We start from the raw sequence: 25,938 nt of genomic DNA on the forward strand, positions 1-25,938 counted from the left end.
TGTTTATCCCACCATTCCCATTAAATATACTACAGTGAAAATAAACACCCAAACTACGTCAATAAAGTGCCAATAAATTGATGCAACATAAAACTTCGGTGCATTGTATAAATTTAGACCTCTCTTCGCATTTCTAAAGATTAATGTTAAAATCCAACACAACCCAAACAATACGTGGAGTCCATGTGTACCAACAAGAGCATAAAATGCAGAGCCAAACGCACTACTTCTCATAGTATGCTTAAATTCATGTGTATAATGATAAAACTCATATATCTCAAACCCTAAAAATCCTAAACCTAGCAATACAGTTACTAGTAACCAAAGTTGCATTTTCTTAAAGTTAAAGTTTTTCATGTGATACATCGCATATACACTTGTTAAGCTACTCGTTAATAAAAGCATCGTCATAATGAAAACGAGTGGCATTTGGAACATTTCTTGAGATGTTGGTCCACCATTTGTAGAATTCTTTAATGCTAAATATGTTCCGAATAAGGAAGCGAACAACACTGTTTCGCCTCCAAGAAATAACCAAAAACCGACAAACTTATTTTTCCCTTCAAGGGTTGCTTTTTCAGGCTCTGCTGGAAATGTTTCATTCGTTAATTTTTCATCTACATGCATTATGCCTTGCCCCCCTTATCATCTAAATCTTCCTTATGAATATGGTATCCATGATCATCGATTACTGAACGTAGGAACATTGCGCCAAATGTAATGATTAAACCAATAATTGCTACTAATAACCAGAACTTATCTTTTCCGCCCTGCATATACATTGCACCAAATGCCGCTATAAACAATCCGAAAGAAATGACAAATGGTGAAAACGAAGGATTTGGCATATGAATATCACCAATTGGTTCCGCTGCTGTCATCTCTTTATTACCTTCACGTTTTTCAATCCAAAACGGATCTAATCCGCGAACAAATGGTAGTTGTTTAAAGTTATATTCTGGTGTCGGTGCTGGCATCGTCCATTCTAATGTACGTGCATCCCACGGATCACGACCAGCTTTTTCTTTTGATACTGTCGTTTTAATTACATTGAATAGAAGAACAATCGTCCCAAGAGCCATAAACACCGCTCCGATAGAACTAATCATATTCCCCATTTCCAACCCTTGCCCTTCAAGATATGTGTAGTAACGGCGCGGCATACCAATCAAGCCAAGGAAATGCTGAATAAAGAACGTTAAATGGAAACCGATAAAGAATAGCCAAAACGTTATCTTTCCTAATGTTTCATTTAATACTTTATTAAACATCAGTGGCCAATAATAATGAGCTCCTGCAAGTAAACCAAATACAACACCGCCAACGATTACATAATGAAAATGTGCTACTACGAAATAATTATCATGAAATTGATAATCAGCTGGTGCAGATGCTAGCATAACCCCTGTAACTCCACCCATGACGAATGATGGAATGAAAGCTACTGCCCACATCATCGGTGTCGTAAAACGAATATTTCCGCCCCACATTGTAAAGAGCCAGTTGAATATTTTGATACCAGTCGGAACCGCAATCGCCATTGTTGCAACTGAGAAAATAGCATTAGCAACTGGACCAAGTCCAACAGTAAACATATGATGCGCCCATACCATAAATCCTAAAAATCCAATTAATACAGTCGCAAACACCATCGATGAATAACCAAACAATCGTTTTTTCGAAAATGTCGCGAAGATTTCTGAGAATATTCCGAAAGCTGGGAGTATAAGAATGTATACTTCTGGATGACCGAAAATCCAGAATAAATGCTCCCATATAATTGTATTCCCACCCAATGCTGGATTAAAGAAACTTGTTCCAAATAAACGATCTAACATTAAAAGTCCTAATCCTACAGTTAACGGTGGAAAAGCGAATAATATAAGCGAAGATGTTACAAATGTCGTCCATGTAAACATCGGCATACGCATATACGTCATTCCTGGCGCACGCATATTAATAATGGTGACAAGGAAGTTAATCCCTCCAATTAATGTACCAATACCTGAGATTTGCAAACCGAGTACATAGAAATCAACACCATGACCTTTAGAGGCTAAAGCTAAAGATGCATAAGATGTCCATCCTGCATCAGGTGCTCCACCTAAAAACCAACTTAAATTTAAAAATACTCCACCAAAGAAAAATAACCAAAATCCGAGTGAATTCAAAAACGGGAACGCTACATCACGTGCACCAATTTGAAGTGGTACAGCGGCGTTCATAAATGCAAACACGAGTGGCATAGCTGCGAGGAAAATCATTGTTGTACCGTGCATCGTCAATACTTGATTATAAGCATCCCCAACAAGAAAAGCGTTGTTAGGAATCGCTAATTGAAGGCGAATAAATAGAGCTTCTATTCCGCCTATTACAAAAAACAATCCACCTGCAATTAAATAGAGAATGGCAATCTTTTTATGGTCTACTGTCGTTAAATAATCCCATATGACAGCACCCATCCCCTGTTTTTTTGCTACAGAACTCACGTTTTCAACCTCCCCTTCGCGAATAATCCCTCTTTACTTTTCAACTTTTAACGTTTGTAAGTATGCATTTAATGCATCAATTTGATCATCCGTTAAGTTGCCATATTTGCCAGTCATTTTGTTTCCTGGCTTCATATTTTCAGGATCTTTCAGCCATTTTTTTAAGTTTTCTTCATTGTTTTCGGCAATACCGGCAACCATATCGCGATCCGCAAAGTTTGCTAAGTTTGGTGCGATACGAGCGGAAGGTGGTCTACTATCATTAGATCCAACTGCGTGACAACCAATACAGCTTTTATTAAATATTTCTTGGCCCTCTTGCGCCTTTGTTGAAGCTACTTCTTTCTTCCCATCAATCTTCTTCATATCAGCAAGCCAATTTTTGTACTCGCTTTCATCTAAAGCTTTCACTTTAAATTGCATTAAAGAATGTGATGGGCCGCAAAATTCTGTACAAAAACCATTATAAGTGCCCGATTTATCTGCCTTTAACCACATTTTGTTCACATTGTCTGTATTTGTATCCATTTTCCCAGCTAAAGATGGAACCCAAAATGAGTGTTTAATATCGGCACCCTTCAAATTTAAATACACTTTCTTACCTGTGGGGATGACTAAATCTTGCGAAGTTACTATCTTTTCTGATTTATAAGAAAATTCCCACCAATAAAGATTCGCTGTTACATCAACAACGATAGTATCTTTATCAATATTCTTTTTCTCCATCGCACTTACATCAGCAAGTTTGAATGTATATGTAACCGTTGGAACAGCTAAGATTAGTAAAAGAATAATCGGAATAACTGTCCATATAATTTCAAGCTTGTGATTTCCTTCAACTTGCTCTGGAATATAATCTTCCTGACCTTTCTTTTGTCGGAAACGCACAATTACATACAAGAAAATAATAGTAACTACTAGTACTACTCCTACCATGATTGCACTTGCCAGTAGAAGTAAATCATATTGCATTTTTGCTACTTCTCCTTGCGGAATTAAAGTAGATTGAAAGGCTTTACCGCATCCCCCTAACAGTAAAGCCAGCAGTGAAACGAACGAAAGCAGTCGCCACTGTTTCTTCATACAAACAACCCCCACTTTCCTTGTGAATTAGATTGTACTTTATAGTTAAGTAAAGTAAATCTCAACGTAAAGAAATCCAATTATGTCGTTGTCTTAGAAGAATGTAACTACAATCATTGATACAAATAAGATTGTTAAATAATTTAGGGAATAAACAAACATTTGCACAGACCATTTTATGTCATCTTTCTTACGGAATCCATAAAATCCTAAAGCGATCCATCCGATGTTAAGCAGTGTTGCAATTACCATAAATGTTATCCCTAGTCCACTCATATAAAATGGTAGTGGTAATAAACATACTGTCCAAATCATAATTTGGCGTTTCGTAATTTCAAATCCATGAACTACAGGAAGCATTGGAATTCCTGCATTTCGATATTCATCAACACGTTTCATCGCTAATGCAAGGAAATGTGGGATTTGCCAAATAAACATAATTAAAAATAACATCCAAGCAATTGGATGACCTAAAGATGGATCGATTGCTGCCCATCCAATTAAAGGTGGAACTGCACCAGATATACTACCTACAACAGTATTTAGTGTATACTTTCTCTTTGTCCATAAACTATATAGAACAACATATGTGAAAGCACCAATAAATCCCATTAAGACTGCCATTGGTGTTGTTAATAATAAAAATACAAAACCAAGAAGTAATATGACTAGTCCAAATGTAAGTGCAAATCCTGGTTTATACTTTCCAGTAACCGTTGGACGGGTCTTTGTTCTTTCCATTAATGGATCGATGTCTCGATCAATGTAGTTGTTTAAGCAACATACCCCTGCCATAACTAATCCAGAACCAACGATTGTAAAGAATAACTTATCCAGATTGTCCATTACACTTAATCCATTAAAGTGTAATGCCAACCAAAATCCTGTAAATACAGTAAGTGTATTTGAGTTTACAATCCCCATTTTAACGAGTGCTTTTAAATCTTGTATCCGAGTTGTTTCCGGTACACTTGTAACAGCGGACTCATCATGCAGCTCACTTGTTGCATGGTTCATCACTCTAACCCCCTCTTAAAACTTTCATCTTTCTTTTTGCGCCTATTTCAAATGAAATAATTCGCTTCTATATAGCAATATTATTACAGTAGAAACATTGTTAACCCATTCTACTACTAATCTACGCCCATACTCCAATATATTAAATCATATTTCCCGAACATTTTGTGAAGAAAACATGAACTTTTTGTGTCGAATATAAAAAACTTCATTCTGACTTGTCCTTATCATAACATGATGTTACCTTCTATAATAAACTATTTTATCCTATTTAACACGTATTCTCCCCATTTCTTTTCAAAATAGCCTATTTTTCACCTAATTTTTTCCTTAGGAACCCTGTTTTTACACCTATTTTCTCCCCCTTTCCTTTCCCCTCCATTTCTTTGCTATTTTATTATTTTTTATATATCATAGGAACTAGCGCGTTTTATTCTATACATAATGGAATGAAAATATTTCGCAATAACTTCATAGCAGAAAGATGGTGAAAGAGATTGCAACGCTTTATTAAATGGTTAGCAGTCATTACAAGCCTTGATTTATTAATAGTTTTATTAGGAGGCGCTTTAGTTACAAAAACAGGTTCTGGTCAAGGTTGTGGTAAATCATGGCCACTTTGTAACGGTGAATTTGTTCCATCTAATTTATCAATGGAAACTATTATTGAACTTAGCCACCGATTAACATCAGGATCAGCTGGAATTCTTGTCACTCTCCTTTGTATTTTGTCCTGGAAATATTATAAACATGTGCGTGAAACAAAAACGTTAGCAATTTTATCCTTCGTATTTTTAGTTGCACAAGCATTAATGGGAGCAGCAGCAGTTGTTTGGGGACAAATGCCAGCTGTACTTGCTATCCATTTCGGTATTTCCTTAATTTCATTTGCTTCTGTCATTTTATTAACGTGTCTTATCTTTGAAATTGACCAAAAATTTGATGCACGTTCTCTTATTATGGACAAAAAAATGAAATTTCATATTTATGGTGTAACAATTTACAGTTATATCGTCGTCTACACAGGTGCTTTAGTACGTCACGAAAGAGCTAGCTTAGCCTGTCCAGACTTTCCTTTATGTAGCAAAAACAGACCTATGCCAACTCAACTACATGAATGGGTTCAAATGGGCCATAGAGTTGCAGCAATTTTAATTTTCGCTTGGATACTTTACGCGATGATTCTCGCTATTCGTCATTACAAACAGCAACCTGTAGTATATTGGGGATGGATCATTTCATTTATCCTTGTTACACTTCAAGCTGTAGTAGGAATTTTAGTTGTATTTACAAACGCTAGTTTAGCAATGGCATTGTTACATTCTCTATTCATTTCTTGCTTGTTTGCCGTACTATGCTATTTAGTTATGTTAGGAACAAGAAGTAAAGTGAATGCAAAAGAAGCCGGATCAACTTCTAAACAAACAAAATAATTTAAAACTAAAATCCCTTGCCAATTCGGCAAGGGATTTTTTGCAATAAAGAAAAGAGCTGTATTTACACAGCTCTTTTTTTATTTTAGTGATCTAATTCAATAAGTAAATCACCCGTTTGAATTGCATCACCATCGTTAACATATACTTTTTTCACTTTACCATTGAACGGCGCTTGAACTGTCGTTTCCATTTTCATCGCTTCTGTAATTGCCATAGAATCGCCTTTTTTCACTTCATCGCCTTCTTTTACAACTACTTTAATTACCGTTCCTGGCATTGTTGCACTAATGTGATTTGGATTTTCACGGTTTCCTTTCACACGTTGTGCAACTGTTGCTTTCACACTCTCGTCTTTCACGACAATTTCACGTGGTTGACCATTAAATTCCAAGTAAAGGACACGATTTCCATCCGGCTGTGGTTCTCCAATTGATACAAGTTTAACCATCAATGTCTTACCTTGTTCAATTTCCACATCAATTTCTTCACCTAGCCTCATACCATAGAAGAATGTCGGTGTATCAAGTACAGATACATTTCCATAAAGCTCAGCAACTTTTTCATAGTCCATAAATACTTTTGGATATAATGCATATGCAACTACATCAAAAATTGTTACTTCGCGTCCAAGTTTATGGAATAATTCTTCTTTTAACGCGTCGAAATCTACTGGCTCTAGTAGTTCACCTGGTCTTACTGTTAACGGCTCTTTCCCTTTTAAAATAATCTTTTGCAATTCTTTCGGGAAACCACCGTACGGTTGACCTAAATCACCAGAGAACATTTCAACAACAGATCCAGGGAAGTCCAAAGCATGTCCACGCTCTAAAACATCTTGTTCTGTCAGGTGGTTTTGAACCATAAATAACGCCATATCGCCAACAACTTTTGATGACGGTGTTACTTTTACAATATCTCCAAACATGTCATTCACACGACGGTACATTACTTTCACTTCATCAAAGCGATCTCCTAAACCAACCGCCTTCGCTTGTTGCTGAAGATTACTATACTGTCCACCTGGCATTTCATGCATATATACCTCTGTGTGAGGTGCATTCATACCACTTTCAAACGGTGCATAGTATTTGCGTACATCTTCCCAATAATGAGATAGCTTTTCTAAAGAATCGATATTAACATCTGGTTGTCTTTCATTTCCACCTAGTGCATAGAATAATGTGTTCGCACTCGGTTGTGACGTTTGACCAGCCATAGAACTCACTGCTACATCGACAATATCAACCCCTGCTTCAATTGCCTTCGTATACGTTAATATACCATTTCCACTCGTATCGTGCGTATGCAGGTGAATCGGAATCGATACCGTCTCTTTTAATGCTGAAACTAAATCATATGCTGCGTTTGGTTTTAGTAAGCCAGCCATATCTTTAATACCTAAAATGTGAGCTCCCGATGCTTCCAACTCTTTTGCTAAGTTTTTATAATAATTCAAATCATATTTACTACGTAATGGATCATGAATATCTCCTGTATAGCACATTGTTGCTTCTGCAATTTTACCAGTATCTCGTACAGCATCAATTGCAACTCTCATACCTTCTACCCAGTTTAAACTATCAAAAATACGGAACACATCAATGCCTGCTTGAGCAGAACACTCCACAAATTTTTGAATTAAATTATCTGGATAGTTTTTGTAGCCAACTGCGTTTGACGAACGTAGTAACATTTGGAATAAAACGTTCGGCATTTTTTCACGAAGATCTAGTAATCGTTCCCATGGATCTTCTTTTAAGAAACGATACGCGACATCAAACGTTGCACCTCCCCACATTTCAGCTGAGAATAGGTTTGGTAACATTCTCGCTGTTGGCTCTGCAATTTGATGTAAATCTTTTGTACGAATACGAGTTGCAAGTAATGACTGATGTGCATCACGGAATGTTGTATCCGTTAAAAGTACACGATTTTGATCCTGTACCCATTTTACTAATCCATCTGCTCCACGCTCGTCCAAAATTTGTTTCGTTCCATTTTGGATTGGCTCTGAATGTTTTAAACATGGAATACGAGCATCTGGGAATATTGGCTTTTCTTTTTTCCCTACTCCTGGGAAGCCATTTACTGTTACTGAACCAATATAATTTAACATTTTCGTTCCGCGGTCTTTACGTTTTGGGAACAAGAATAGTTCAGGTGACACATCAATAAACGAAGTATCATATTCTCCTGATAAGAAGTTTTTATGTTTTACTACATTCTCTAGGAATGGAATATTTGTTTTAATACCACGAATACGGAATTCTTTTAAGTTACGTTCCATTTTTGCAGCAGCTTGCTCAAAAGTAAGTGCCCAAGTTGTAACTTTTACAAGTAAAGAATCGTAGTATGGTGTAATAACTGCACCTTGGAAGCTATTTCCTGTATCAAGACGCACACCAAAACCACCGCCTGATCGATACGCCATAATTTTTCCTGTATCCGGCATAAAATTATTTAGTGGGTCTTCAGTTGTTACCCGAGATTGGATTGCAAATCCGTGTACAACCACTTCCTCTTGCTTCGGAACACCTACTATTTTACTATGTAATGCATGTCCATCAGCTATTAAAATTTGTGATTGAACGATATCCACTCCTGTGATCATCTCTGTAATCGTATGTTCTACTTGAACACGTGGATTTACTTCAATAAAGTAAAACTCATCATCTTTTACAAGGAATTCTACTGTCCCTGCATTTAAATAGTTTACATTTTTTGTTAACTTCACAGCAGCATCACAAATACGCTGACGCAGATCATCTGAAAGTGATACACTCGGTGCTATTTCTACAACTTTTTGATGACGACGTTGTACAGAACAGTCACGCTCGTATAAATGAACAACATTGCCTTCTTCATCTGCTAAAATTTGTACTTCTATATGTTTAGGTTTTTCAACGAATTTTTCGACGTAAACTTCATCATTACCAAAGGCTGCTTTCGCTTCTGATTTTGCTCGATTATATGATTCTCCTAATTCCTCACTAGTACGCACAATACGCATACCACGACCGCCACCACCAAGGGACGCTTTAATAATAATCGGGTAATCATACTTTTCAGCAAATTTTTCGACTTCTTCTAATGAATCTACTGGACCATCACTACCAGGTATAACTGGAATTTGTGCTAGCTGCGCTTGTGTTCTTGCTTTCACTTTATCTCCAAACATATCTAAATGCTTACTTTTCGGACCGATAAAGATAATTCCTTCTTCTTCGCAACGTTTCGCGAATTGAATATTTTCTGACAAGAAACCATATCCAGGGTGGATTGCATCTACATGATTACTTTTTGCAATCTCAATAATGCCTTCAATATCTAGATAAGCATCAATTGGTTTTTTTCCTTCCCCAACTAAATAGGACTCATCGGCTTTATAGCGATGATAAGAACCACTATCCTCTTTCGAATAGATTGCAACTGTTTTTAATCCAAGTTCCGAACAAGCTCGAAACACACGAATTGCAATCTCTCCACGGTTAGCTACCAATACTTTTTGAATACGTTGCAGCTTTGTCATGATTTTCCCCCTCTACTTTCCTACCACTCTAGAGATAAAATATATACACACCTTAAAAAGCGTGAAGTTCTTCACTTTCCACATTATATTATACTTAGAAAGCTTCACTTTATTTTTATCCATCATACCTTATTTTTTAACAAATGATAAGTTTTCTGTGCAATTTGTTTCACAAAAATAGTATAGCATACCTCTTCCTTTTCTAACAACTTAATTGTATATCACATTTAAACAAATGTGATATATCTTTTAACTGAAAGAGAAATTAATACATCATATTTAAAACTACTTGAAAATAAAAAACACATCATGCTCTAAAGCACGATGTGTTTTTTATTTTACAACTACAAGATGTGGTCCATTTTGTTCTCTTTCTTTTATTACCTCATTCTGCTGTTTTTCTTCTCGTTTTACATGACTAGCAATATTAAGTAGTATTCCCATCGCAAGTAGATTAGCTATTAAGGAACTCCCGCCATAACTAATAAACGGTAAAGGTACTCCCGTAAGCGGTATTAATCCAGACATACCACCAACATTAACAAAAGTTTGTACTCCCATTAAACTTGCAATTCCGATTGCAATTAAACTTCCAAACGGATCTTTACATTTTTGAGCAATCCTGAATGAACGAATAATAATAAGTAGCAAGCAAATTAAAATAATAGCTACACCAATAAAACCTAACTCTTCAGAAATAATAGCCATAATAAAATCTGTTTGCGGTTCTGGTAAATATCCATATTTTTGCACACTATTTCCTAATCCTCGACCGTTTAGCCCTCCTGAAGCAATTCCAATAAAAGAATTTACCAATTGGAATCCATCATTCTGAGGATCATTGAATGGATCAAGAAAAACTGAAAAACGGGCCTTTTGGTACCCACTTAATTTATAATTAGCCAGAAAATATAGCGCTGGAATCCAAACTATAGAAGTTAAAACAATTCGTTTAATCCATAAATTAATCCGTACTCCTGAACAAAGAAACATAATTCCTACTGTTCCTGCAATTAACAAATCGGTACCTAAATCATTTTGCTTTAAAATTAAAAACATTGCCATTCCAACAAAAGCAAGTGTAAGTCCCGACCCTTTAAAAACAGGTGTATTTGTCTCTTGTCTTCTTGCAAAAAAGCGAGCTAATATTATAATAATCGATAGTTTAACAAATTCAGCGGGCTGTATACCTAATATCCAACCTTTTGCACCATTTATTTCCTTACCAAAAATCAAGGCTGCTGCTAGTAAAGCAATACTCCCTAGCCCCATCGCCGATAAAATTATTCGTTTCCTCCAAAACTTATAAGGTAACGAGGCTACAATTACTAACAATACCGTTCCAATAGCTAAAGTTATTAATTGTTTTTTAAAAAAGTAATTTGCCGGCCAGTTATGCCTCGAAATCGCAACAATGGAACTAGAACTATATACCATTATTACTCCCAGCACACATAAGATAACAAGAGGAAGTAATAATGAATAATCCATTGATTTCCATACTTTTTTCATTTCATTTCCTCTTTCTGTTTCAATTTAATTATTGTTGTATTCCATATGTACATTGATTCTTCCTGCTTTATTATACAAATAAAAAGCTCAAACTAATTTAGTTTGAGCCCCCTTATTTGAACCCGTTATTGTTGTTTGTTTGTAAACGCTTCATGAAGTGCAGATAACTCACGTTCGAGCTCACCTAACATTGCTTTCCCTTGTTCTTCTGCAATAAGACCAAGGCGAACTGCAAAATCGACCTCGCGGGATAGTCCAAACATTTGTGTGTCTAACACTTCTTCATATAATGGACATTGCGGCATTGTAAGATGGTCCATTTGCACCTTAATAAGTCTTAAAATCTTCTCTGCATCCGCTTGTAGAAGGGCTAGTGCCTTTTCCTGATGATTTGCTACTGTCTCAGACGCCAAATTGATTCCCTCCGTTTCCGTCCTACTCTCCTCTATCCTATCTATTAATATTAGCGATAGTTTTAATAAATTGCAATAGAAACATTTTTTGTGACAACAGTGTCTAATGCTATTATACTGAAAAGTGGGAGTATAACACAAATGGGGGAACAACAATGAGCGAAATTTTATTTATTAACGGAAAAGTACGTTTTCCAATCACTATTGATCCAACTGTTTGGATCTTTGATGATCGAAAAGTAGATTTGACAACTTACTTTGATGAAACTAGAGAAAACACGTCTGAACTAGAAACTTATTTAAAAAACACTTCAGAACATTGGGATCGTGAAATTCGTGATGGTGCTGCCTTCCCGCCGATACAACAAAGTGTAAAGAAATATAAAAAAGAACAGCTAATTACTGGAACATTTGGTATACCATTTCATCCATTCCTTGCTAACGCTGAAATTTTAGACGACGCTACGCAAGTTGAAATTGAAACTGTAGATCATACAATGACACTTCCATTAGAAACTGTCAAAAATGCTATACTAGGTTTTTCAAAAGAAGGAAAGCCATTAAAAGAAGACGGACCTGTTCATCTCTATTTCAATGATGGATCTAATCGACAAAATCCAATCCGGAACATCCGTAAATTTACAATTATTTAAAGAAAAGGAGTGAGCTTAAGCTCACTCCTTTTTACAATAAATCTGCTGCTAGTTGAGCTAAATTAGATCGCTCCCCTTTAACAAACTTCACATGACCACTAATGCGCTGTTCTTTAAACTTCTCTACAACATACGTTAAGCCATTATTATATTCATCTAAATATGGGTGATCAATTTGCTGAGGATCTCCCATCAATACAATCTTACTCTTTTCCCCTACCCTAGTTAGTATCGTTTTCACTTCATGCTTTGTTAAATTTTGTGCTTCGTCAATGATAATGAACTGATCTGGAATACTTCTCCCGCGTATATAAGTAAGGGCTTCTACTTCAATCGAACCCATTCCAGCTAAAATAGCATCTAACTCTCCTGGCTTTTTCGTATTAAATAAATACTCTAGGTTATCAAAAATTGGTTGCATCCATGGTCTTAACTTTTCTTCTTTTTCTCCTGGTAAATAACCGATATCTTTTCCGACTGGGACAATTGGTCTTGCAACGAGTAATTTTTTATATAACCCTAAATCTTCTGTTTGCATAAGTCCCGAAGCTAACGCAAGTAACGTTTTTCCTGTGCCGGCTTTCCCCGTTAATGTTACAAGCGGAATATCTTCACGAAGCAACAATTCTAATCCCATAATTTGCTGCACGTTTCGTGGTCGTATCCCCCACACTTGTTCATTGTGAAAAATAAGTTTCTTTACCTTCTTACCTAAGTGATCCACAATGCCAAGCGCAGAACTAGAGCCCCCTAATGCATCTTTCATTACTACAAATTGATTTGGGTAAAAAGGGTGATTCGCAATTTCAGATAGAGGCAATTCACCTTTCTCATAAAAATAATCCAATTGTTCTTTTGATATATATCCTTCTAAAAAGCCAGAATATATATTTTCTACTTCAATTACGCGATCACTTAAATAATCTTCAGCCTTCAAACCAATTGCATCAGCTTTTACCCTTACGAGTACATCTTTACTTACTAAAATAACAGACTTCCCGTCCTCTTTTTCCTGTTCTTCTAAAGATAGATTTTTTGCTACAGCTAAAATTCGATTATCATTTGTTTTTTCTACAAAAATATCTTGTAGTTGCACAAATGAACGATGGTTTAATTCAATACGAAATGTTCCGCCATTTTCTAGCGGGATACTTTCATGCAGCTTTCCTATTTCACGAAATTTATCTATTAACTTAGATACATAACGAGCATTTCGTCCTACTTCATCCATATAACGTTTTTTCGAATCAACCTCTTCTAATACAACTGCTGGAATCACTACTTCATTGGTTTCAAATGAAAAAATAGATAAAGGATCCTGCAAAAGTACATTCGTATCTAACACATAAATTTTATCCAACCTGTTACCCCCTGACTCCACTTTTAAATTTGTAGAACAAGGGTTTCATCCATAAAATATGGACGAACCATTGTTATAATTATATGTACCGTGTAAACGAGGTAGAATCGAAAATCATAGTCATTAAACCTTTTATTTATTCTTTATTCATTTCTATTCAATATATTACTTTTTATTATAATTATTAACGTTAAATCACAATAACCGATTACAAAAGTGAATAAACGAATTTCTTATTTAGCACATTTATAATTCTCTTATTCCTACTAGCACTTCGTTATCCAGCTTTTTGGCCGCCCGAAGATCGTATGTTTTTTCATATGTTGGTTCAATTGCAAGTTTCGCTCCATAAAACATAACATCACGTACTTCTTGCACATTCACTTCTATTACAGTTAATTTCAAAGAAATACCTTCCATTCTATCTGTCAAAATTTCACCTGCACCACTTATGGAAAATACGGATTCATTCGCCATTATAGTCAATACCACACCTGTATTATGACGTATATTTTCCACAATACGTGAACGTTGATCTACTGCAAATCGAATACTAGTTTTGCTCACTGCATACACCCAAGAAATAGCACTTACGTTAGGAACTTGTTTTTCGAAATCTGTCGTTGCTATCATCACAATACACTCTTTACGCAACGTTTGTACTAAACCCTCTGTTAAAGTAGGCTCTACTACATTCGCCATATTTTCACCTCCAAACATACTTGGTATATCCTTATCATAACTTATTTTTCGAATTGCGAAAATATTATTTTTTCCCACTATTATTCAAAAACATTATACTTCCATGATATACTTATACTGATAGAATTCGTATTGAGGTGACGAAATGAGAGTCAAATGTATGATTTGTGATAAAAAAGATATGTTAGATAATGAAAATCCTATGGCAAAAAAACTGCGTAATCGCCCTATTCATACATATATGTGCATGGAATGTTCGGAACGAATTGCAGAGCGTACAATGGAACGTCATGCAAGTGGTAATTTCCGATTATATCGTGATAAAAAAGTCGAAGACGATTGGTAAAATGTAAATAAGTCCTTACTCATATAGATAAGGACTTATTTATATTTTTCAGGCTCAAGATTCATTTGATCCAAGAAACAATCAATAGCTTCTAATGGAAACCTTGCAGATTTCCTTTCCCCATTCATTTCATATGTAATTAAATACATTTCCTCGTTCTTTTTAACTTCCACATTTTTCAAAATATGTTCTTCATATATCATATTTTGAAATAACAAATACGTTTCTTTTGCAGCACTATCATCCGGACGTGCTTCCGCAACTGTTTTAATTGTTAACCAATTATATAGTGCATCTTGTACTGAACGCATAAAACTTCGCCCCCTCACCCTGCTTTTTGTTGTTTCGCTTGACGCAAACGCAATCTATAAATTCCAAGTACAATTGCCGCTACAACAAGTCCTTCTCCAACAGGTAAAAATACAGCAAAAAAGGTTAATACTGTACATCCAATTGCTAATGATATGTATATTACTATATTTTTTAGTACAGACAACTTTCTAGCAAATCCTAAATTATAGACGAGAGCACTTAATATAATAATCGTCCCATAAAGTAACCACATTCCTAACTCTGGATTTTCATCAACTTTACATAATTTCGCAAAAAAAGACATTCTTTCTAACACTATTTATCCCCCCTTCTCATAAAAAACAAAATTTCTTTATGTACTTAATACAAGAGTAACCTGCGAAAAAAATACTGTCCACTAAAAAGAGTAAATATTCTAAAAAATAAGCATAAAAAAAACAGCTACCTTAAAGGTAGCTGTTTTTTTTATGCTTCTACAGATTTCTTTTTCTTAGCAGCTCTTTCACGTTCGCTCTTATCAAGAATCTTTTTACGTAAACGAATTGATTCTGGAGTTACTTCACAGAACTCGTCATCGTTTAAGTACTCTAATGACTCTTCTAGAGTCATTAAGCGTGGTTTTTTCATTGTTGAAGTTTGATCTTTCGTTGCAGAACGAATGTTAGTTTGTTGTTTCATTTTCACAACGTTAACTGTTAAGTCGTTCTCACGAGTATGTTCTCCTACGATCATACCAGCATATACTTCTGTACCTGGTTCAACGAAGATTACACCACGGTCTTCAACTTGCATAATACCGTATTGTGATGCTTTTCCTGTTTCAAGTGAAACTAGAACACCTTGGCGACGTCCACCCACTTGTCCAGCATGTACTGGTTGGTAGCAATCGAATGTATGGTTTAAAATACCGTAACCACGAGTTAATGTTAGGAATTCTGTTGTGTAACCAATTAAACCACGTGCCGGAACCATGAAAGTAAGGCGAACTTGACCGTTTCCGTTATTCACCATATCTAACATTTCACCTTTACGTGCACCCATTGATTCCATAATAGAACCAGTGTATTCTTCAGGAACATCGATTTGTACGCGCTCTACAGGTTCACATCTTACGCCATCGATATCTTTAATAATTACTTCAGGCTTAGATACTTGTAGTTCATAACCTTCACGACGCATGTTTTCAATTAAGATAGATAAATGCAATTCCCCGCGTCCAGATACGATCCATGCATCAGGAGAATCTGTATTATCTACACGTAAACTTACATCTGTTTCTAATTGTGAACGAAGACGCTCTTCAATTTTACGAGATGTAATAAATTTACCTTCACGACCTGCAAATGGGCTGTTATTTACAAGGAATGTCATTTGTAGCGTTGGCTCATCAATACGTAATAATGGTAAAGCCTCTTCATGCTCAACCGGACATACCGTTTCACCTACGTTGATGTCTTCCATACCTGAAACAGCTACTAAATCTCCAGCTTTTGCTTCTTCAATTTCTTGACGTTTTAATCCAATGTAACCGAATAATTTCGTTACGCGGAATTGTTTTACACTTCCGTCAACTTTCATTAAAGCAACTTGTTGTCCAACCTTCATTGTACCGCGGAATACGCGTCCAACTCCAATACGTCCAACGTAGTCGTTGTAATCAAGAAGTGCTACTTGGAATTGAAGTGGCTCTTCGCTGTTATCAACTGGTGCTGGAATATGTTCGATAATTGTATCGAATAATGATTTCATATTCTCTTCTTGATTTGCCGGATTTGAATCCAAACTTGCTGTTCCGTTCATTGCTGATGCAAATACAACTGGGAACTCTAATTGATCTTCGTTTGCACCAAGTTCGATGAATAAGTCAACTACTTCATCAACTACTTCATCAGGGCGAGCGAAGTCACGGTCAATTTTGTTTACAACAACGATTGGAGTTAAGTTTTGCTCAAGAGCTTTCTTTAAAACAAATCGTGTTTGTGGCATACAACCTTCATATGCATCAACAACAAGTAGAACACCATCAACCATTTTCATGATACGTTCTACTTCTCCACCGAAGTCAGCGTGACCTGGTGTATCTAAAATGTTAATTCTTTTATCTTCATAGTGAATCGCTGTATTCTTCGCTAAAATTGTAATACCGCGTTCTCTTTCTAGATCATTTGAATCCATTGCGCGTTCTTCAATATGTTCATTCGCACGGAATGTCCCCGCTTGACGTAATAACTGGTCAACAAGTGTTGTTTTACCATGGTCAACGTGGGCAATAATTGCTATATTACGTAAATCTTGTCGTTTTTTCAACATGTCCAACTCCTAATGTCTTTTTAATCCTTCTCTATTATAAGAGCGAAGGGGATACAATAGCAATTAAAATAAAAGCAAGAATGAAAATATAGTTGTATTCTCACTTTTGTGAAAGTAAAATGAGATTGGAGGGTGAAGAAATGGAACACATTCAATATCGCTTTTTATTAACCGCAATTATCGGTGTTATTTTCTTAATCGGTATCGGCATTATGATTGCTGAAAATAGTCCAATCGGTATTATTATTTGCATTATCGGTACATTTGTTGCAGTTGGATACGGTTTTGTAACAAAAAGAAAAATGCGCAAATCACAATAACGCTAAAAAGTAAGAAGCTTATACATAGCCTCTTACTTTTTTTGTGGCTCTGATATAAAAGATAACACTTCTTCATACACTCCTGGTTTTGCAACTAGCACACTGCTCTTCTCTATGATAGAAAGTGGCGCTCCAGAGAATGTCGTTACCTTCCCTCCAACTTCTTCTACAATTATCTGTCCTCCGCCAAAATCCCATGGTGATAATCTCGGCGTTACATATGCATCTATTCTTCCTGTTGCAACGTACACCATCTCTAACGCTGCACAGCCATACGATCTCGTGCCCCTTGCTTTCTTAACAAGTGCCATCATACTTTCCATATTAAGCAATGGATTATCTGTAAGCCATATCGCATTTAAAGCTACAATACCTTGCTCTACAGTTCCTTTTTCCAATGGAGGAATTGATATATCATTACAAAAAGCTCCAGATCCCTTGACTGCATGATATAGTTCATCATGTACTGGATCATAAATAAGTCCAATCTTTCCGATACCGTTCTCATAAATCCCAATTGAAATTGCAAAATTTCTTTTTTGATGAACAAAGTTCATCGTGCCGTCAATTGGATCAATTAACCAAACAACCCCGTCAGAAGACGTTATCTCGTCTCCATAACCTTCTTCTCCTAAAATATTATGATTCGGGAATGTTTCTTTAATTTTCCCAATTAAAAACTGTTCTATCTCTCGGTCCATATTTGTAACTAAGTCAGCTGCATTGGATTTTGTTTCTATAATAAGTGCTTTTTTCATGGATGCCATTAAATACTCTCCTGCATCCCGAATCCACCGTTTGGCGTGTGCATCGATGTCTTTCCATACTTCTTGCATGTTTAAACACTCCGATCTTTACTGTTCACAGAAAAAACGAACCCTTTATAAGGTTCGCACCAACTAATTTTTTATACATATACTATTATTACGCTTCTAAACGAATCATTTCAAGTCTTAACACTTCTAACTTTTGTACACACTCTTCTTTTTTCTGTTTATCATCTTCCATCATCGCATCATATAAAGTTGCTAATTCATAATCTAGCTCCAAACGTAGCACCGGTATTCTCTTTTCGGCATCTGTTCTCTTTAACGCATTAATCACCTGTCTCATATTATTTGCCTCCTCCCAATATTCGTCTGCCCTCGGACTAGAATTAATTCAATTTTCTGATTTTTTGTTTTATACTATACTATGTTGGATAAATCATCTATGCAACAAAATTATATTTTTTTATTTAAATTTTTTTGTGCTGTTTTTTTTATGAATAGTACAAGCTATGCTAAAATAAAAGCAAAATAGGAGTTGGAGGAACAATCATGACAATACAAACATTCAAGTCAACTGATTTTGATGTCTTTACAGTTGATGGTCTCGAAGAACGAATGAGTGCAATTAAAACGAACATTCATCCTAAGCTAGAAGCTTTAGGGGAACAATTTGCAGAATACTTATCCCAACACACTGATGAGAACTTTTTTTATCATGTTGCAAAACACGCACGTCGCAAAGTCAATCCACCAAACGATACTTGGGTTGCTTTTTCAACAAATAAACGAGGATATAAAATGCTACCGCATTTCCAAATCGGCTTATGGGGTACTCATGCCTTCATATACTTTGGTTTAATCTATGAGTGTCCACAAAAAGTTGAGACGGCTCATGCCTTCTTAGAACATTTAAATGATTTAAAAACAAATATTCCAAATGACTTCGTTTGGTCCATTGACCATACTAAACCAAGTGTGAAATTACATAAAACACTTGAAACCGAAGACTTACAAAAGATGATTGAACGACTAGCTACTGTAAAAAAAGCAGAATTATTAGTTGGTATTCATATATCACCAGAGGAGTTTTCAGCAATGACCAACGAACAATTCCTTGCTAAGATTGAATCTACGATGCAATCACTCCTTCCTTTATATGCACTTTGTAATCGATAGTAGAAAACGGACAATTTATATTGTCCGTTTTTAGTTGTTATCACATTATATCACTTCAGTTTTTATTTTTCAAAATATTTTTTACATTTTTACAAGCTTTTGTTCTTCGACTTCCTTTGCTCTTTGAATAGCACGATATATAGAGTATCCACTTACTTCTTGAAACTCTTTATCAATTTTCTTTTCTTCTGCTTTCGATGGAACAATCTCTTTAAAACGACGATATAAACCCATTAATTCTTCTCTTATAATTCCTTTTTCATAAGCTTTCTCAATTGCTTCATAAAACTTCACAATTATAACCATTTCCTCATTTGACCAATCATAATCTAACGGATATTGATATTCCATTTCGCACCTCATTTATCATTTCTTCTTGTTTCATTATGCTATCTTAAAGAGAATGTTTTATTCTTCATTATAGCCACTCTGCATTATACACTATTTATTCATTTTAATGGAATTGTCTTCCTCCATTCATTAGTTGAGGCTAACTATTAAACATACTCACCTTAAAAATATTTTTTTCTATACATCTATAATTATTGGTGATATAATGCTTTTGTTTTATAGAAAATAAAGTGAAGCTACCATCTCAAAACCGATTTTTTGAATGGCAGAAAAACAAGCCTCATTCTAAAAAAAGGACTTACCTTTTTTAGAGCAGGATTATATAAAACAAATTAAATATTATGAAGAAGAAGGGGTGTATAGATTGTCCCAATACGAAACACCATTGTTTACCGCTTTAGTTGAGCACAGTAAGCGAAATCCAATTCAATTCCATATTCCTGGTCATAAAAAAGGACAAGGCATGGATCCTACATTTCGCGAATTTATTGGGCATAATGCATTAGCAATTGATTTAATTAATATTGCGCCACTCGATGATTTACATCATCCAAAAGGTATGATTAAAGAAGCACAGGATTTAGCAGCCGCTGCATTCGGTGCAGATCATACTTTCTTTTCTATTCAAGGTACAAGTGGCGCTATTATGACAATGGTGATGAGCGTTTGCGGTCCTGGTGACAAAATCCTAGTACCACGAAACGTGCATAAATCAGTAATGTCAGCTATTATTTTCTCAGGTGCAAAACCGATTTTCATGCATCCTGAAATCGATCCGAAACTCGGTATTTCTCATGGAATCACAATTCAATCTGTCAAAAAAGCACTTGAAGAGCACTCAGATGCAAAGGGCTTACTTGTTATTAATCCAACGTACTTTGGATTTGCTGCAGACTTAGAACAGATTGTACAATTAGCACATTCTTATGACATCCCTGTACTAGTCGACGAGGCTCATGGTGTTCATATTCATTTTCACGATGAATTGCCGATGTCAGCGATGCAAGCTGGTGCAGACATGGCAGCAACAAGTGTTCACAAATTAGGAGGCTCTTTAACTCAAAGTTCTATTCTTAATGTGAAAGAAGGCTTGGTGAATGTAAAACATGTCCAATCTATTATTAGCATGCTTACAACTACATCAACTTCTTACATCTTGTTAGCATCACTTGATGTTGCGAGAAAACGTCTTGCTACAGAAGGAACAGCACTCATAGAACAAACAATACAATTAGCTGAACATGTTCGTGATGCTATAAATTCTATTGAGCATCTTTACTGTCCTGGAAAAGAAATGTTAGGTACAGATGCTACCTTTAACTATGATCCTACAAAGATAATTGTATCTGTAAAAGATTTAGGTATTACCGGCCACCAAGCTGAAGTATGGCTTAGAGAGCAATATAACATTGAAGTAGAACTCTCAGATCTATACAACATACTATGTCTTATCACTTTAGGAGACACAGAAAGTGATACAAATACACTTATTGCAGCATTACAAGATTTAGCAGCAACATTTAGAAATAGGGCAGATAAAGGTGTTCAAGTACAAGTAGAGATTCCAGAAATTCCAGTGCTAGCACTTTCTCCTCGAGATGCTTTTTATTCGGAAACAGAAGTCATTCCATTTGAAAATGCAGCGGGTCGTATTATAGCTGATTTTGTTATGGTTTATCCGCCAGGGATTCCAATCTTTACTCCGGGGGAAATTATTACACAAGAAAACTTAGAGTATATTCGTAAAAACTTAGAAGCAGGTTTACCTGTACAAGGTCCTGAAGATATGACATTACAAACATTACGTGTTATTAAAGAGTACAAGCCTATCAGTTGATAGGCTTTTTTTTCACCTTTTTTCCTTTTCTTCATACGATACTAAAGAATGTAACGTATAGGTGGGGATACTATTATGATTGTAATAGGCCGTTCTATTGTACATCCTTATATTACAAATGAATATGAGCCATTTGCAGCAGAGAAACAACAAATTTTATCAATAATGGCAGGAAATCAAGAAGTTTATTCCTTCCGAACAGCTGATGAACTCAGCTTTGATCTCAATTTACGAGTTAATATTATTATCTCTGCACTAGAACTTTTTCAAAGTGGATTTCAGTTTCGCACATTTCAACAATCCTTTTGCAACCCCCAGTATTGGAAAAGAACATCCCTTGGAGGATTCGAGCTTCTTCCAAACATACCACCTTCTATTGCCATACAAGATATTTTCAAAAACGGAAAACTATATGGAACTGAATGCGCAACCGCTATGATCATTATTTTTTATAAAGCTTTATTATCATTGTATGAGGAAGAAACTTTCAATCGTCTATTTGCAAACCTTTTACTTTATACATGGGACTACGATCAAGATCTAAGACTCATAACAAAAAACGGTGGCGATCTTGTTCCAGGTGACCTCGTTTACTTTAAAAATCCACAAGTGAATCCAGCTACGATTGAGTGGCAAGGAGAAAACACAATCTATTTAGGAAATTTCTTTTTTTACGGACATGGCGTAGGTGTAAAAACAAAAGAAGAAATTATTTATTCATTAAATGAACGACGAGTCCCTTACGCTTTTATTTCAGCTTTCTTGACCGATACTATTACCCGTATAGATAGCCGTATAATGAGCCAATACGCTTCTTCTAGTACACCACAGACATCCATAAGCTTTATTCCAATTAGAGATGATGCAATCGTTGCAACAGTTGGCCATACAACTACAATTTATTAAAAAAGCGCCTACACATGTAGGCGCTTTTTCTTATTATTAAGCTTTTGTATGTTCTTTATGGTCACATTCGCAATGAGATCCACATTTCCCGTATAGTACTGTTGATTTTTCATCTTCAAAATGTCCAATTGTTCCTTCACATACTTGGCATACGATTGTTCCCATTTTCATTTCCCCCTGAGTTTTAATAGTAATCTATTTATCTATCATTAAGCTTTCGCATTATCTTTTCTAGCACAGTCACAATTTGTTCCACATTTTCCGTAAAGTACTGTCGTTTTCTCATCTTCAAAATGTCCGATTGTTCCTTCACATACTTGGCATACGATTGTTCCCATTTTTCATTTCCCCCTAAGTTTATGGTCCTAAAAACTTTTAGCTGTCCATTTCCTATCAATTATTGGGCTTTTGTATGCTCTGTGTGATCACATCCGCAAGATCCACATTTCCCGTAAAGTACCGTTACTTTCTCATCTTCGAAGTGTGCAATTGTACCTTCACAATCTTGACATACGATTGTTCCCATTTTTCATTTCCCCCTAAGTTTATAATCCCAAAAACTTTTTTGTAACCGCTTAACTTTCTGTCTTTATTTTAATATGTTATACTTTTTACGTCAATAGGTTTTTAGTATAACACATTAAATATTTTAAATTTTAATTAGTATGCGATATTCAAATAAAAAACAGCCATATTTATAAGTACGACTGTTTCACATTAATTATTCTTCATATTCCGCATGTAAAGAAGTTGACGGAACTAGAAATTTGAAAAACTGAGCTAACTCCTTCGCTTCCTCTTCTGATCCTAATTTAAAAATCTCCTGTATATATTGAACATTCTCTACATCATCTCTTCCGAGTAAAGTAGACCTTCCTGTTTGCATACAAACAATGAGCGGTTTTCCAAAAAACATATTTGTATAAATAACACCAAAATCATAACGTGTATCATGTGTCATAAACCCTAAAAATCGTACCTTCACACTTTCATGCTCATCATACAATTTTTCAAACATTGGTTTCCACCTTTCTACATCACGTTTCATTAATAGTATATTAAACAAAACATGTAATACTCCTTTTAATTGTCAAAAAATTCAGTAGGATGTAGAATGATAGTATTCTACTAAGTTAGGGGGAACTTATATGCAACACGCCTTTATTACGCTTGTACCAAAATCCAAACAACAATCTGTTTCAATAGATGATATAAAACAACTTTTTCATTATTATAAAACAGTTACTTCTAAAACTGGTGCCCAAATTAATTACACGTATACAAATACCGCTTTTCCTTATGAAATTTTAGATACATCTACAACAACATTAAAACTTCAATCCAATCACGACCGGTATGACTCAATTTATATTGGTGTTGGTATAGAAAATGAACAATTTTTCATCCAAGTTTCTTTACCACCTAATGCAACATATGGTGACAAAGGGAAAGCAAATGAATTTTGCCGTTTTTTAGCGAAGAAATTAGAAGGAGAGTTACAATTATTTAATGGAAGAACAATGTATTTTTATAAACGTTAATTTAAAAAATAAATAATACGATTAAAAATAGTATACAATTCGAACATGTAAGAAATAACGCTTGCTTTCTTACGTGTAATACAAAATACGCTATTACATAGGCTAAATACAGGAATACGAAAAAAAGAATAACTTTATAATGAAACTTATCACCATTCGATAATGTTAATACAGTGGAAAAGCCACTCCATAGTAGTAAATGATAAAATATAACATGTAATATTTTCATGGAACCTTCTCCTTTGACATGCTCTATTTTATTAATATATGGGGTTAAGTTTGAATCAATTACATATTATAGGATGATATATATTACCTTTGAAGTAAGTTACGCCTAAATCATTTGTTAAAGTATTATATATTCATTCGACAAGTACGTTTAAAGACCTTGCAAGTCATTTGATGAAAATAAAAATAGCCCCTCTCTTACAATAAGAGAGGGGCTATTTACATTACTTAAATTATTTTACAATGTGAATTGGCATTCCAAGAGCAACTTCAGCTGCTTCCATTGTGATTTCACCTAATGTTGGGTGAGCATGGATTGTTTGAGCGATATCTTCAGCTGTCATTCCAGCTTCGATAGCTAAACCAATCTCAGAGATAATATCAGAAGCACCTGCACCTGCAACTTGAGCACCTACAAGAAGACCATCTTCTTTACGTGTTACAAGTTGTAGGAAACCGTCAGTGCTGTTTAATGATAATGCACGACCGTTAGCAGCGAATGGGAACTTAGATACAGTTACAGTCATTCCAGCTTCTTCAGCTTGTTTTTTAGTGTAACCAACAGATGCTAATTCTGGATCAGTGAAGCATACTGCAGGAATTCCGATGTAATCGATAGCTGATGCATGGCCACTAATTGCTTCTACAGCTACTTTACCTTCGTAAGAAGCTTTGTGAGCTAATGGTGGTCCAGGAACGATATCACCGATTGCATAGATGTTTGGTACATTTGTACGACATTGCTCATCGATTTCGATGATGCCGCGGTCAGTCATTTTAACTCCAACTTGCTCAAGACCGATTTCTTGAGTGTTTGGACGACGACCTACAGTTACTAATACGTAATCTGCTTCTACAGTTTGGATTTCACCTTTAACTTCAAAGCTAACTTTTACGCCAGTTTCTGTTTCTTCAACGCCTTTAGCCATAGCTTTTGTATGGATATTTACGTTACCTTTTTTCTGTAGAGCACGTTTAACAACAGAGCTCATAGCTTTTTCGAAACCAGCTAAGATTTCGTCGCCAGCTTCTACTACAGTAACTTCTGTACCGAAGTTAGCATATGCAGTACCTAATTCCATACCGATGTAACCGCCGCCGATTACAACAAGTTTTTTAGGAATTTCAGGTAAGCTTAAAGCACCTGTAGAGTTGATAACACGTTTAGAGTATTTGAATCCTGGAATTTCGATTGGTGTAGAACCAGTTGCAAGAACAGCATTTTTAAACGTATAAGTTTGAGCTGCATCTTCAGTCATAACGCGTAATGTATTAGCATCTACGAAGTAAGCTTCACCGCGAATGATTTCAACTTTGTTACCTTTAAGAAGGCCTTCAACACCGCCAGTTAATTTCTTAACTACGCCGTTTTTCCATTCTTGAACTTTTGTAAAGTCAACTTTTACGTTCTCTGCAGTGATACCCATGTCATCAGAATGCATTGCATTCTCATAACGATGACCTGCATTGATTAACGCTTTTGAAGGAATACATCCAACGTTTAAGCATACGCCACCAAGGTTAGCTTTTTCAATGATTGCTACCTTTTGACCTAATTGTGCTGCACGAATTGCCGCAACGTATCCACCAGGACCTGCACCAACAACGACTGTATCTAATTCAATTGGGAAATCTCCTACTACCATT

General features: G+C 35.6%; 29 protein-coding genes. 8 read left to right on the top strand and 21 right to left on the bottom strand.

The features are described from left to right. Nucleotides 1–3: 3 nt before the first annotated feature. The 4 genes from ctaE to ctaB all read right to left on the bottom strand — a co-directional run bounded on the left by ctaE (nucleotide 4) and on the right by ctaB (nucleotide 4,589). A complete protein-coding gene (ctaE, locus tag N2V79_RS19285) occupies nucleotides 4–627 on the bottom strand; it encodes a cytochrome c oxidase subunit III (protein ID WP_000557861.1) in 624 nt (207 codons plus the stop codon). Then, on the bottom strand, nucleotides 627–2,462 hold the full coding sequence (gene ctaD / locus N2V79_RS19290) for a cytochrome c oxidase subunit I (protein WP_170924972.1): 1,836 nt from the start codon (nucleotides 2,460–2,462) through the stop codon (nucleotides 627–629). The genes ctaE and ctaD overlap by 1 nt, the downstream gene beginning before the upstream one ends. Nucleotides 2,463–2,522: 60 nt before the next feature. Then, nucleotides 2,523–3,572 carry a cytochrome c oxidase subunit II gene (gene coxB / locus N2V79_RS19295; RefSeq protein ID WP_000745273.1) on the bottom strand — a complete coding sequence of 350 codons (1,050 nt, stop codon included), beginning with the start codon at nucleotides 3,570–3,572 and terminating at the stop codon, nucleotides 2,523–2,525. A gap of 93 nt (nucleotides 3,573–3,665) precedes the next feature. After that, nucleotides 3,666–4,589, bottom strand: coding sequence for a protoheme IX farnesyltransferase (ctaB, locus tag N2V79_RS19300; protein ID WP_001015053.1), 924 nt, complete (start codon nucleotides 4,587–4,589; stop codon nucleotides 3,666–3,668). Between the two features lie 497 nt (nucleotides 4,590–5,086). Between ctaB and ctaA the strand changes: the two genes are divergently transcribed. Next, complete coding sequence (ctaA, locus tag N2V79_RS19305) at nucleotides 5,087–6,022, top strand: heme A synthase (protein WP_340720173.1); 936 nt, start codon at nucleotides 5,087–5,089, stop codon at nucleotides 6,020–6,022. 85 nt (nucleotides 6,023–6,107) lie between these two features. Here ctaA and pyc read toward each other — a convergent pair whose 3' ends face one another. From pyc to N2V79_RS19320, 3 genes are all read right to left on the bottom strand, one after another. Further along, nucleotides 6,108–9,554: a pyruvate carboxylase gene (gene pyc, locus N2V79_RS19310; RefSeq protein ID WP_000164055.1), complete on the bottom strand. Its 3,447-nt coding sequence runs from the start codon at nucleotides 9,552–9,554 to the stop codon at nucleotides 6,108–6,110. 333 nt (nucleotides 9,555–9,887) lie between these two features. Continuing rightward, nucleotides 9,888–11,066 (bottom strand): FtsW/RodA/SpoVE family cell cycle protein, encoded by a 1,179-nt coding sequence (locus N2V79_RS19315; RefSeq protein WP_053563736.1) that lies wholly within the window; start codon nucleotides 11,064–11,066, stop codon nucleotides 9,888–9,890. A 125-nt stretch (nucleotides 11,067–11,191) separates the two neighbouring features. Next, nucleotides 11,192–11,479 (bottom strand): YlaN family protein, encoded by a 288-nt coding sequence (locus N2V79_RS19320; RefSeq protein ID WP_000135694.1) that lies wholly within the window; start codon nucleotides 11,477–11,479, stop codon nucleotides 11,192–11,194. Nucleotides 11,480–11,634: 155 nt separating this feature from the next. Here N2V79_RS19320 and N2V79_RS19325 point away from each other — a divergent pair, with 155 nt between their 5' ends. Next, the gene (locus N2V79_RS19325) at nucleotides 11,635–12,132 is read left to right on the top strand and encodes a hypothetical protein (RefSeq protein WP_053563735.1); all 498 of its coding nucleotides are present in this window, start codon (nucleotides 11,635–11,637) and stop codon (nucleotides 12,130–12,132) included. A gap of 31 nt (nucleotides 12,133–12,163) precedes the next feature. On the opposite strand, the gene N2V79_RS19330 is transcribed toward N2V79_RS19325, so the two are convergent. After that, nucleotides 12,164–13,492: a PhoH family protein gene (locus N2V79_RS19330; RefSeq protein WP_000358083.1), complete on the bottom strand. Its 1,329-nt coding sequence runs from the start codon at nucleotides 13,490–13,492 to the stop codon at nucleotides 12,164–12,166. Nucleotides 13,493–13,738: 246 nt separating this feature from the next. Continuing rightward, a complete protein-coding gene (locus N2V79_RS19335) occupies nucleotides 13,739–14,194 on the bottom strand; it encodes a pyridoxamine 5'-phosphate oxidase family protein (RefSeq protein WP_000024600.1) in 456 nt (151 codons plus the stop codon). Between the two features lie 145 nt (nucleotides 14,195–14,339). Here N2V79_RS19335 and N2V79_RS19340 point away from each other — a divergent pair, with 145 nt between their 5' ends. Next, nucleotides 14,340–14,540, top strand: coding sequence for a YlaI family protein (locus N2V79_RS19340; protein WP_340720174.1), 201 nt, complete (start codon nucleotides 14,340–14,342; stop codon nucleotides 14,538–14,540). 35 nt (nucleotides 14,541–14,575) lie between these two features. Here the strand turns inward: N2V79_RS19340 and N2V79_RS19345 are convergent, their stop codons facing one another. From N2V79_RS19345 to typA, 3 genes are all read right to left on the bottom strand, one after another. Then, nucleotides 14,576–14,851: a hypothetical protein gene (locus tag N2V79_RS19345; protein WP_197242691.1), complete on the bottom strand. Its 276-nt coding sequence runs from the start codon at nucleotides 14,849–14,851 to the stop codon at nucleotides 14,576–14,578. Between the two features lie 14 nt (nucleotides 14,852–14,865). After that, nucleotides 14,866–15,168, bottom strand: a complete 303-nt coding sequence (locus N2V79_RS19350) for a YlaH-like family protein (RefSeq protein WP_000893662.1) — start codon at nucleotides 15,166–15,168, stop codon at nucleotides 14,866–14,868. A 149-nt stretch (nucleotides 15,169–15,317) separates the two neighbouring features. Then, entirely contained in the window at nucleotides 15,318–17,162 is a 1,845-nt protein-coding gene (typA, locus tag N2V79_RS19355) for a translational GTPase TypA (protein WP_000914752.1), read from the bottom strand. A gap of 140 nt (nucleotides 17,163–17,302) precedes the next feature. On the opposite strand from typA, the gene N2V79_RS19360 reads away from it, so the two are divergent. Continuing rightward, nucleotides 17,303–17,482: a DUF5325 family protein gene (locus N2V79_RS19360; RefSeq protein WP_000400123.1), complete on the top strand. Its 180-nt coding sequence runs from the start codon at nucleotides 17,303–17,305 to the stop codon at nucleotides 17,480–17,482. Between the two features lie 32 nt (nucleotides 17,483–17,514). Here the strand turns inward: N2V79_RS19360 and N2V79_RS19365 are convergent, their stop codons facing one another. Continuing rightward, on the bottom strand, nucleotides 17,515–18,318 hold the full coding sequence (locus N2V79_RS19365) for an inositol monophosphatase family protein (RefSeq protein WP_340720175.1): 804 nt from the start codon (nucleotides 18,316–18,318) through the stop codon (nucleotides 17,515–17,517). Between the two features lie 88 nt (nucleotides 18,319–18,406). Next, nucleotides 18,407–18,595 (bottom strand): hypothetical protein, encoded by a 189-nt coding sequence (locus N2V79_RS19370; RefSeq protein WP_001250164.1) that lies wholly within the window; start codon nucleotides 18,593–18,595, stop codon nucleotides 18,407–18,409. Between the two features lie 206 nt (nucleotides 18,596–18,801). Between N2V79_RS19370 and N2V79_RS19375 the strand changes: the two genes are divergently transcribed. Beyond that, a complete protein-coding gene (locus tag N2V79_RS19375; protein ID WP_000155318.1) occupies nucleotides 18,802–19,428 on the top strand; it encodes a YktB family protein in 627 nt (208 codons plus the stop codon). 81 nt (nucleotides 19,429–19,509) lie between these two features. On the opposite strand, the gene N2V79_RS19380 is transcribed toward N2V79_RS19375, so the two are convergent. Continuing rightward, nucleotides 19,510–19,779, bottom strand: coding sequence for a UPF0223 family protein (locus N2V79_RS19380; RefSeq protein ID WP_000456546.1), 270 nt, complete (start codon nucleotides 19,777–19,779; stop codon nucleotides 19,510–19,512). A 364-nt stretch (nucleotides 19,780–20,143) separates the two neighbouring features. On the opposite strand from N2V79_RS19380, the gene speA reads away from it, so the two are divergent. Both speA and N2V79_RS19390 read left to right on the top strand, forming a co-directional pair. Next, complete coding sequence (gene speA / locus N2V79_RS19385) at nucleotides 20,144–21,616, top strand: arginine decarboxylase (RefSeq protein ID WP_000084899.1); 1,473 nt, start codon at nucleotides 20,144–20,146, stop codon at nucleotides 21,614–21,616. A gap of 75 nt (nucleotides 21,617–21,691) precedes the next feature. Beyond that, on the top strand, nucleotides 21,692–22,522 hold the full coding sequence (locus tag N2V79_RS19390; protein WP_000635337.1) for a protein-glutamine gamma-glutamyltransferase: 831 nt from the start codon (nucleotides 21,692–21,694) through the stop codon (nucleotides 22,520–22,522). Between the two features lie 36 nt (nucleotides 22,523–22,558). On the opposite strand, the gene N2V79_RS19395 is transcribed toward N2V79_RS19390, so the two are convergent. The 4 genes from N2V79_RS19395 to N2V79_RS19410 form a co-directional block, all read right to left on the bottom strand. After that, nucleotides 22,559–22,687, bottom strand: coding sequence for a GapA-binding peptide SR1P (locus tag N2V79_RS19395; protein ID WP_000536796.1), 129 nt, complete (start codon nucleotides 22,685–22,687; stop codon nucleotides 22,559–22,561). A gap of 44 nt (nucleotides 22,688–22,731) precedes the next feature. Then, nucleotides 22,732–22,860 carry a GapA-binding peptide SR1P gene (locus tag N2V79_RS19400; protein ID WP_000536803.1) on the bottom strand — a complete coding sequence of 43 codons (129 nt, stop codon included), beginning with the start codon at nucleotides 22,858–22,860 and terminating at the stop codon, nucleotides 22,732–22,734. 59 nt (nucleotides 22,861–22,919) lie between these two features. Continuing rightward, entirely contained in the window at nucleotides 22,920–23,048 is a 129-nt protein-coding gene (locus N2V79_RS19405) for a GapA-binding peptide SR1P (protein ID WP_000536778.1), read from the bottom strand. 195 nt (nucleotides 23,049–23,243) lie between these two features. Beyond that, a complete protein-coding gene (locus N2V79_RS19410) occupies nucleotides 23,244–23,540 on the bottom strand; it encodes a DUF3055 domain-containing protein (RefSeq protein ID WP_000462038.1) in 297 nt (98 codons plus the stop codon). Nucleotides 23,541–23,670: 130 nt separating this feature from the next. Here N2V79_RS19410 and N2V79_RS19415 point away from each other — a divergent pair, with 130 nt between their 5' ends. Then, nucleotides 23,671–24,063 carry a DUF1885 family protein gene (locus N2V79_RS19415; protein WP_023522926.1) on the top strand — a complete coding sequence of 131 codons (393 nt, stop codon included), beginning with the start codon at nucleotides 23,671–23,673 and terminating at the stop codon, nucleotides 24,061–24,063. Between the two features lies 1 nt (nucleotide 24,064). Here the strand turns inward: N2V79_RS19415 and N2V79_RS19420 are convergent, their stop codons facing one another. Continuing rightward, nucleotides 24,065–24,292 carry a hypothetical protein gene (locus N2V79_RS19420; protein WP_000697470.1) on the bottom strand — a complete coding sequence of 76 codons (228 nt, stop codon included), beginning with the start codon at nucleotides 24,290–24,292 and terminating at the stop codon, nucleotides 24,065–24,067. A gap of 232 nt (nucleotides 24,293–24,524) precedes the next feature. After that, nucleotides 24,525–25,937, bottom strand: coding sequence for a dihydrolipoyl dehydrogenase (gene lpdA / locus N2V79_RS19425; protein WP_000260104.1), 1,413 nt, complete (start codon nucleotides 25,935–25,937; stop codon nucleotides 24,525–24,527). Nucleotide 25,938: the final 1 nt, after the last annotated feature.

This window comes from Bacillus sp. CH_70, assembly GCF_038007045.1.
Lineage (GTDB): Bacteria > Bacillota > Bacilli > Bacillales > Bacillaceae_G > Bacillus_A > Bacillus_A cereus.